This window comes from Wenyingzhuangia sp. IMCC45533 (genome assembly GCF_054111225.1).
Genome location: NZ_CM134197.1, coordinates 2,710,273 through 2,718,739, shown reverse-complemented (window position 1 = coordinate 2,718,739; position 8,467 = coordinate 2,710,273). Strand labels below are relative to the sequence as shown.

General features: G+C 33.2%; 9 protein-coding genes. 5 read left to right on the top strand and 4 right to left on the bottom strand.

Features of this window, described 5'->3' with window-relative positions; translation table 11 throughout:
• Positions 1-191 precede the first annotated feature (191 nt).
• Entirely contained in the window at positions 192-593 is a 402-nt protein-coding gene (locus ACXGQW_RS12065) for an acyl-CoA thioesterase (protein WP_457823067.1), read from the top strand.
• Between the two features lies 1 nt (position 594).
• Here ACXGQW_RS12065 and ACXGQW_RS12060 read toward each other — a convergent pair whose 3' ends face one another.
• The 4 genes from ACXGQW_RS12060 to ACXGQW_RS12045 are packed head-to-tail and all read right to left on the bottom strand — an operon-like array spanning position 595 to position 3,591.
• Positions 595-1,206: an IMPACT family protein gene (locus tag ACXGQW_RS12060; protein WP_457823066.1), complete on the bottom strand. Its 612-nt coding sequence runs from the start codon at positions 1,204-1,206 to the stop codon at positions 595-597.
• On the bottom strand, positions 1,206-2,072 hold the full coding sequence (locus ACXGQW_RS12055; protein ID WP_457823065.1) for an EamA/RhaT family transporter: 867 nt from the start codon (positions 2,070-2,072) through the stop codon (positions 1,206-1,208). Before ACXGQW_RS12055 ends, ACXGQW_RS12060 begins: the two co-directional genes overlap by 1 nt.
• Positions 2,073-2,074: 2 nt before the next feature.
• A complete protein-coding gene (gene ribD, locus ACXGQW_RS12050; RefSeq protein ID WP_457823064.1) occupies positions 2,075-3,124 on the bottom strand; it encodes a bifunctional diaminohydroxyphosphoribosylaminopyrimidine deaminase/5-amino-6-(5-phosphoribosylamino)uracil reductase RibD in 1,050 nt (349 codons plus the stop codon).
• Complete coding sequence (locus ACXGQW_RS12045; RefSeq protein ID WP_457823063.1) at positions 3,124-3,591, bottom strand: hypothetical protein; 468 nt, start codon at positions 3,589-3,591, stop codon at positions 3,124-3,126. Before ACXGQW_RS12045 ends, ribD begins: the two co-directional genes overlap by 1 nt.
• 49 nt (positions 3,592-3,640) lie before the next feature.
• Here ACXGQW_RS12045 and prmC point away from each other — a divergent pair, with 49 nt between their 5' ends.
• The 4 genes from prmC to ACXGQW_RS12025 all read left to right on the top strand — a co-directional run bounded on the left by prmC (position 3,641) and on the right by ACXGQW_RS12025 (position 8,398).
• Positions 3,641-4,486 (top strand): peptide chain release factor N(5)-glutamine methyltransferase, encoded by an 846-nt coding sequence (gene prmC, locus ACXGQW_RS12040; protein WP_457823062.1) that lies wholly within the window; start codon positions 3,641-3,643, stop codon positions 4,484-4,486.
• 31 nt (positions 4,487-4,517) lie between these two features.
• Positions 4,518-5,195, top strand: coding sequence for a tRNA (guanosine(37)-N1)-methyltransferase TrmD (trmD, locus tag ACXGQW_RS12035; RefSeq protein ID WP_457823061.1), 678 nt, complete (start codon positions 4,518-4,520; stop codon positions 5,193-5,195).
• Positions 5,196-5,635: 440 nt separating this feature from the next.
• Positions 5,636-5,989 carry a 50S ribosomal protein L19 gene (rplS, locus tag ACXGQW_RS12030; protein ID WP_457823060.1) on the top strand — a complete coding sequence of 118 codons (354 nt, stop codon included), beginning with the start codon at positions 5,636-5,638 and terminating at the stop codon, positions 5,987-5,989.
• A 198-nt stretch (positions 5,990-6,187) separates the two neighbouring features.
• Entirely contained in the window at positions 6,188-8,398 is a 2,211-nt protein-coding gene (locus tag ACXGQW_RS12025) for an NADP-dependent isocitrate dehydrogenase (RefSeq protein ID WP_457823059.1), read from the top strand.
• The last annotated feature ends 69 nt before the right edge of the window (positions 8,399-8,467 follow it).

Genomic DNA, 8,467 nt, shown 5'->3' with positions numbered 1-8,467 from the left:
TGTTTTGGTTAACACTTTTACGTTAGTTTAGTTTGTTTAATTGTATCAAGGGTAAATTAGATCAATTTCTAACTATCTTTCTAAATTAGGGGATTACAAAAATGTGAATAAATTTCAGTAAAAAAAAACCAAACGGCTATTGTATTTCATGTTTTTTTTACCTACTATCAAACTAAAATAAATACACCTACATGAATACTAAAATTTATCAGCATAGAGTGAGGTATTATGAAACTGACAAAATGCAATATTCCCATCATAGTAATTATATAAAATACTTTGAGAACGCCCGTATTGAGTGGCTTCGCGATGCAGGAATCAGTTATAAAGACTTAGAGGATAGTGGTATTATGTTACCTGTAGTGAACATCAATACAGATTTTAAAAAACCTGCGAAATACGATGATTTTTTAACGGTAAAAACAGCTATAAAATCACCCCCAAATGTGAAGGTTGTTTTTACTTATGAAGTTTACAATCAAGACGAAGAATTGCTAACCGTTGGTGAGACCACACTGGTGTTTGTTGATATGAAAAAGAACAAACCTATGAGGTGTCCAGATCATGTTTTAGAGGCTATTTTAAGACAATAAATTAGTCTAATAAAATAACTTTAACACATCTTAAATCTTTAAATTTTTTTACGACATCATCAAAAATAGAGACTGGAGAAAGTAGCTCAAATTTACAATCTAAATACATTTCTTGATTTTTAATTTCTAAATCGAACATTTTAATGAATTTCATCACCTTATCTACATGTTCATAAGAGCTTTGTACAGTGAACGTTTGTTTAATTACTTTCTCCTCTATGTTAGCGAATGATAAAGTTTCTTGAGCACAAGTTCTATAAGCTTTAATTAAGCCCCCCACTCCTAACTTTACCCCACCAAAATACCTTACTACTACAAGTAATACGTTAGTAACTTCTGTAGAAAGTAATTGTCCGTAAATGGGTTGACCTGCCGTGTTACTAGGTTCTCCATCGTCGTTCACTCTATACTTAGCTCCGTCAAACCCTAGCCTGTATGCGTAACACCAATGTCTGGCATCGTAGTATTGTTTCTTTAAAACATCTAAGTAGTTTTTAACCTCATCTTCGCTGGTTACGTGATACAAATAACCTATAAATTTGCTTCCTTTGTCTTTATACAAAATTTCTTTTACAGGAACTTCTACTGTTTTATAAGTTGATATCTTTTCCATCAAACCGCTACATATAATAATACAATAGCAATTACCGACATCAGTACCCCCAAATAATTACGGATGGTTAACTTCTCTTTATAAAACAACACTCCTAAAAAAACAGAACTCAAGACCACTAATACATTATTTACTGAAAAAATAAAAGAGGTTTGGTAATTGGGTTGCGACAAAGCTTTGAGTAAAAAGTAAACTGAAAAGTAATTGGGAATTCCTAAGATGCAGCCTCCAACGATACTTTTTGCGGATGGTTTTAAAGTACCTCTAAGCAACTTTATTACATGAAAAGTCAATCCCATCAATCCGCAAAAAAGGAAAAGAGAGGTGGAAAAAACACCTATTTCGTTTTGAGGTACGTAGAATGTTTGCATATGGTTAATTATGGTATCTGCAACGCCACTACCTACAAATATGATTATTGGCAAATACCACAAATCTTTACTAAAGCTTTGCTGCTCTTTCTTAATAGAAGTAAACCACACTCCTAACAAAGCCATTAAAATCCCTAAAACTTTGTAAAAGCCTAATCCTTCCCTATAAAAAACAACTCCTACCATAATAGGAATCACTACACTCATTTTGTTGGCCACTGACATGATAGACAATCCTCCTTTTTGAGCAGTGATAGCCATAATATTAAATACTGAAATAAATATCAACGAGATTGATAGGGCTCCATATACCCAGGACTTATGAATTAAAAAAGAATAAGTGGGTTGAATTTCGCCAAAAAAATAGCCAATAAAAGTTGCTGTAAAATAACTAGCAACAATTCCTTGAAAATTATCTATTTTAAATCGATTAAATTCTTTAAGACCTAGAAATACGATACTCGTAAAAAGTACGCTCAGTAATAGATATAACATATTTAATTAGCTATATAATGTTTTAGCAAATCACCATGTACGGTGGTAACCTTCTTTTCTTTTCGGTTTAACAATGGAGCTTCAACACCTTTCCAAAATAATGATTGCCCTACAAATACATATGCCTCGTCCCAACTATTGGACTCTATAAACGATGTTAGCAACTGTTTTCCTCCCTCAACAATTACCGATTGTATTTGTTGTTGATGTAAATGCTTTAATACTTGAGGAATGATATTCTTGGAGAAATCAATTTCAACATACAAAACTCCCTTGTGAGTTCCTTTCTTCTCTGTAAATACAATGGTTTTAGCTTCTTGATTGTAAAGCTCAAAATCTACTGGCACTTTTAACGATTTGTCCAACAAAACTCTTACTGGAGACAAACCTCCGTAAGTCCTTGTTGTTAAACTTGGATTGTCTTTTAATGCTGTTTTGGTTCCTACCATAATAGCATGTTCTTTTGCTCTTAGCTGATGAACCTTTTGTTTGGAAAAATCATTGGAAATCCAAGTAGGTTGAGCTTGTCGGATATCCGTTACACTTCTTTCCTTATCGATAAAACCATCTTGAGTTTCTGCCCATTTAAGAATAACATAAGGTCTTTGCTTATTGTGGAAGGTTAAAAATCTCTTATGCAAATCCAAGCATTCATCTTCCAAAACCCCAACATGAACTTCTCTACCCGCCTCTAACAAAATCTGAATTCCTTTACCTGATACTTCCGAGAAAGTATCTAGACAACCTATAAAAATTTTAGGAATGTTCTTTTCTTTAATTAAGTTAGCACACGGTGGTGTTTTTCCGTAATGAGCACAAGGTTCTAACGTTACATACAAACTAGACTTGGATAATAAGCTTTTATCAGCAACCGAATTAATAGCATTTACCTCCGCATGCGCTCCGCCATACTCGTTGGTATATCCTTCTCCAATAATACAATCATTATAAACCACTACCGCACCTACAGACGGATTGGGATAAGCACGTCGAGTTCCTTTTTTTGCCAAATCAATAGCTCGCTGCATGTATTTTAAATGAAAAGCTTCCATTACTTTATAATTTTAACCTTTTCCGAAAACTGAATTGAATACTTTTTATTCATCAAAAACTTTTTAAAAGTAGCATCTCCATTAAACCTAACCTCAACTGCATTGGTTAAAATACTGTTTAACAAAGTTCCTAATAATCCATTTTTCGAATCAAAAATTTGTCCGTAAGATAATTTGATTTCTAGCGGAACTGAAAAATCTTTTTTGGAAGGTATTCGTACACTCTGACGTTTTAGAAAACCTAAATCAATTTTATTGACTTCTGCATGCAAATTATCTAACACTAACTTTCCTCCTAGTCTATTGGGATTCTTAAAATTTAATGCTGCCTTTATGGTAATAGAATCGTTCACTATTTTTGAAAACTTTACCTCTCCAACCCCTACATATTCTGGAGCTTTTAAATTTGAACAAGAAACAATTAAACCTGTAGTGAAAAGGAGGAATAGTATTTTTACGAACTTCATATTTGTATATTTGTAACGAAAACAAAAATATCAATAAATAAGCCAATTAATGACTTTACTATCATTTAAACAAAAACTTTATTCAACTTTAGAAGGTCATTACCCAGCAACAGAAATTGGAACTTTTTTTAGAATGATTTTAGAGGATATTTTAAACTTATCCAAAGTAGATTTTGCTTTGAATCCAAATATGGACATTAACGCAGAAGAATGTATAAAAATCGAAGCCATTATAAAAGGCTTACAGGATTATACACCCATACAATATTTGATAGGTTTTGTAGATTATATGGACTTCAAACTAGAGGTAAATAGCAATGTTCTAATTCCAAGACCTGAAACTGAAGAACTTATTCAATGGATTATTGATGATTATAGAGACGTCATCAATTTAGATATCTTAGATATTGGTACGGGAACAGGCTGCATCCCCATTGCTTTGGATAAAAATTTAAACAAGGCCAAAATCAGCTCCATAGATATTTCTAAAGAAGCTACCGAAACTGCTATTAGAAATGCAAACAACAATCATGCGAGGGTAAATTTTATTACCCAAAACATACTCGCTACAAACTCCCTAGCACAACCATACGATATAATAGTGAGTAACCCTCCCTATGTTAGAAATTTGGAAAAAGTTGAGATTCAAAAAAACGTACTAGAGCACGAACCTCATTTAGCTTTATTTGTTGATGATAACGATCCTTTAATCTTTTATAAAAAAATTGCTGAACTGGCTCTAAAACATTTAAAATCCGATGGAGTATTGTATTACGAAATCAACCAATATTTAGGAAACGAAACGGTTGAATTGCTAAAAAATATCGGTTTTAAAAATGTAGAATTAAAAAAAGACCTATTTGGAAACCATAGAATGATTAAAGCTTTTTTGTAACACTTTACTTACTTTTACCAAAAAATTAGAAATGAGAATAGATATCATTACTGTATCGCCAGAATTAATTAAAAGTCCTTTTGAACACTCTATTATGAAGAGAGCTCAAGACAAAGGATTAGCAGAAGTTCATTTTCACAATCTTAGGGACTTTGCGTTAAATAGCTATGGTAAAATTGATGACACTCAGTTTGGAGGGGGTGCTGGTATGGTGTTGATGATTGAGCCTATAGATGCTTGCATTTCTAAGTTAAAAGCAGAAAGGAATTATGATGAAGTTATTTATATGACTCCCGATGCTCCTACGCTAAATCAAAGAACAGCCAATACACTTTCAATGACAAAAAATATCATTATACTGTGCGGGCATTATAAGGGCGTAGACCAACGTGTAAGAGATTTATTTATCACCAAAGAAATATCTATTGGTGATTACGTGTTAAGTGGTGGTGAATTAGGTGCTGTGGTTTTATGTGATACTATTCTAAGGCTAATTCCAGGTGTACTGGGAGATGAAACCTCTGCCCTAACAGATTCTTTTCAAGATGATTTGTTATCTCCACCAGTATACACTAGACCTGCTGAATACAAAGGGCTTAAAGTACCCGAAATTTTAACTAGCGGAAACTTTCCTAAGATTGAAGAATGGAGATCTGACAAAGCGTTGGAGATTACAGAAAGAATTAGACCTGATTTGTTAGAAGAATAATTGCTGTAGTGCCTTTTAGTTCTTTAGCGATGTATCTTCCATCAATCTTCTTACACCCTTTTGTACATCGTACTTATTGAAAAAAACCTAATGTGAATCTAGTTTCTTAGAAATACGTCTTCTTGAGTAATATTTTGTTGGAAAGATATTTTTGATCTTAATATTGGATGTACAAATCCTATTTTCTATCGAAAATTACTCAAAACCACCATTTCAAAACTTTGCTATTACTCATCTAAATCGCATTCATTCTACAGAAACGCAACGTGCTTGCTATCAAGATTAATTCTTTTACAAATTGCTCCACCTTTTTAACTTAAAATTTTAACAATTAATCTTTTAATTCATATTTAAATTATTATTTTTGCAGTCCTGAATTAACCTCTGACGAAAATCGTGAACGTTGCTTTAGATTAAAAACCATTATTAAATAAGCTAAAATGGAAAATTTAGTAAAATTTGTACAAGAAGAATTTGTATCAAAAAAAGAATTACCAAACTTTAAATCTGGAGATACAATTACTGTATACTACGAAATTAGAGAAGGTGAAAAAGTACGTACTCAGTTTTTTAGAGGTGTTGTAATCCAAAGAAAAGGAAGTGGTTCTTCTGAAACTTTTACCATCCGTAAAATGTCTGGAACTGTTGGTGTAGAGCGTATCTTCCCAATCAACTTACCAGCAATTCAAAAAATTGAATTAAACAAACAAGGTAAAGTTCGTAGAGCTAGAATTTACTACTTTAAAGAACTTACTGGTAAAAAAGCAAGAATTAAAGAAATTAGAAGAAAATAATTTCTATTCAATTCAACAAATTAAAAGCTCAATACGGTGTATTGAGCTTTTTTTGCGAACTAAAATAGCACAGTTTTTTATAAAATCGTTATGATTTTAACAGGCTGTAAAATAAGTTAAGAATATTATTACATTTGCAAAACTTATGACCTAAGAGCTCATTTGTTAGAACTAAAAAAACAATTTTAAAGAATTACAATGGCAACAGAAAATTCAAAAATCATTTATACGCTTACGGACGAAGCTCCTGCTTTGGCAACGTATTCATTATTACCAATTATTAAGGCTTTTACAAGTAAAGCAGGTATAGAAGTTGAAACAAGAGATATCTCTTTAGCGGGAAGAATATTAGCTAACTTTCCAGAATTTTTAACTGATGATCAAAAAATTTCTGATGCTTTGTCTGAACTAGGAGAATTAGCTAAAACTCCTGAGGCAAATATCATTAAATTGCCTAACATTTCTGCTTCTATTCCTCAGTTACAAGCTGCTATTAAAGAATTGCAAGAGAAAGGATTTAACATTCCTAGCTATCCATCTAGTCCTGCCACTGAAGAAGAAAAAGAAATCAAAGCTAAATATGCTAAAATATTGGGTTCTGCAGTAAACCCTGTTTTACGTGAAGGTAACTCTGACCGTAGAGCTCCTAAAGCTGTTAAAAATTACGCTAAGAAAAACCCACACCGTATGGGAGCTTGGCAAAAAGATTCTAAAACTCATGTAGCCTCTATGGAAGCTAATGATTTTTATGGATCAGAAAAAGCAACTACTGTAGCAAACGCAACTGAATTTAAAATTACTTTTAACGGTAAAGACTTAAAAGGATATGCTCCTTTACAAGCAGGTGAAATTATTGACTGTTCTGTAATGAGTATTAGTGCTTTAAAAGAGTATGCAGCTAAAGAAATTGCAGATGCTAAGGCTAATGGTGTATTGTTATCGCTACACATGAAAGCTACCATGATGAAGGTTTCTGATCCTATTATTTTTGGAGCTGTTGTAGAAGTGTTCTATAAAGATGTATTCGAAAAATATGCAGAATTATTTACTGAATTAGGTGTTACTGCTACCAACGGTATTGGTGATGTGTATGCTAAGATAGCTGGACACGCTAAAGAAGCAGAGGTAAAAGCTGCTATTGAAGCTGTTTACGCAGATGCTCCTGATGTAGCTATGGTAAACTCCGACAAAGGGATTACTAACTTACACGTACCTTCTGATGTAATTATTGATGCCTCTATGCCTGCTATGATTCGTACTTCTGGTCAAATGTGGAATGCTGAGGGACAACAACAAGATACTAAAGCATTGATTCCAGATAGATGTTATGCTGGAGTTTTTCAAGCAACTATAGATTTCTGTAAAGAAAATGGTGCTTTTGATCCGACTACCATGGGAACAACTCCTAACGTAGGTTTAATGGCTCAGAAAGCTCAAGAATATGGTTCTCACGACAAAACTTTCCAATTGTCAGAAGCTGGAACTGTACAAGTTGTAGATGCTGAAGGAAATGTATTATTAGAGCAAACTGTAGAAGCTGGAGATATTTTTAGAATGTGCCAGGTAAAAGATGCTCCTATTCAAGACTGGGTTAAACTAGCGGTAAACAGAGCAAAAGCAACAGGGGTTCCTGCTGTATTTTGGTTAGACGAAAATAGAGCTCACGATGCGCAATTAATCAAAAAAGTAAACACTTATTTAGCGGACCATGACACAGCTGGACTAGAACTATTAATCAAAGCTCCTTTAGAGGCTACATTATATACTTTAGATAGAGTTAAAGCTGGAAAAGATACGATTTCTGTAACAGGAAACGTATTGCGTGATTACTTAACAGATTTATTTCCAATTTTAGAGTTAGGTACTTCTGCTAAAATGTTATCTATCGTACCATTAATGAATGGTGGTGGGTTATTTGAAACAGGTGCGGGTGGATCTGCTCCAAAACACGTTCAACAATTACAAGAAGAAAACTACTTGCGTTGGGATTCTTTAGGAGAATTTTTAGCGTTGGCTGTTTCTTTAGAGCATTTGAGTGCTAGATATAACAATCCGCAAGCTCAAGTTTTAGCAGATACTTTAGATGCTGCTACTGGTAAATTTTTAGATACAGACAAATCTCCAACTCGTAAATTGGGTGGAATTGACAACAGAGGTTCTCACTTTTACTTAGGTTTATACTGGGCTCAAGAATTAGCTGCTCAAGATAAAGATGCTGAATTAAAAGCAATCTTTACTCCTGTTGCCGAAGCATTGACTAGTAATGAAACTAAAATTGTTGAAGAACTAATTGCTGTACAAGGGAAACCTGCTAACATTGGTGGATACTACGCTATGGACGAAGCTTTAACTTATAAAGTTATGAGAGCTAGTGAAACTTTAAACAAAGTAATAGACGGATTGGTTTAACAACAAAACCCATCATTCAATCATATTAAAAGAGCCTTACTTAGCTGTAAGGCTCTTTTAATATATAAA

Bases quoted from the DNA above. Each gene is read 5' to 3' on its own strand.
- ACXGQW_RS12065 (WP_457823067.1), top strand. From the start codon at position 192: ATGAATACTAAAATTTATCAGCATAGAGTGAGGTATTATGAAACTGAC.
- ACXGQW_RS12060 (WP_457823066.1), bottom strand. From the start codon at position 1,206: ATGGAAAAGATATCAACTTATAAAACAGTAGAAGTTCCTGTAAAAGAA.
- ACXGQW_RS12055 (WP_457823065.1), bottom strand. From the start codon at position 2,072: ATGTTATATCTATTACTGAGCGTACTTTTTACGAGTATCGTATTTCTA.
- ribD (WP_457823064.1), bottom strand. From the start codon at position 3,124: ATGGAAGCTTTTCATTTAAAATACATGCAGCGAGCTATTGATTTGGCA.
- ACXGQW_RS12045 (WP_457823063.1), bottom strand. From the start codon at position 3,591: ATGAAGTTCGTAAAAATACTATTCCTCCTTTTCACTACAGGTTTAATT.
- prmC (WP_457823062.1), top strand. From the start codon at position 3,641: ATGACTTTACTATCATTTAAACAAAAACTTTATTCAACTTTAGAAGGT.
- trmD (WP_457823061.1), top strand. From the start codon at position 4,518: ATGAGAATAGATATCATTACTGTATCGCCAGAATTAATTAAAAGTCCT.
- rplS (WP_457823060.1), top strand. From the start codon at position 5,636: ATGGAAAATTTAGTAAAATTTGTACAAGAAGAATTTGTATCAAAAAAA.
- ACXGQW_RS12025 (WP_457823059.1), top strand. From the start codon at position 6,188: ATGGCAACAGAAAATTCAAAAATCATTTATACGCTTACGGACGAAGCT.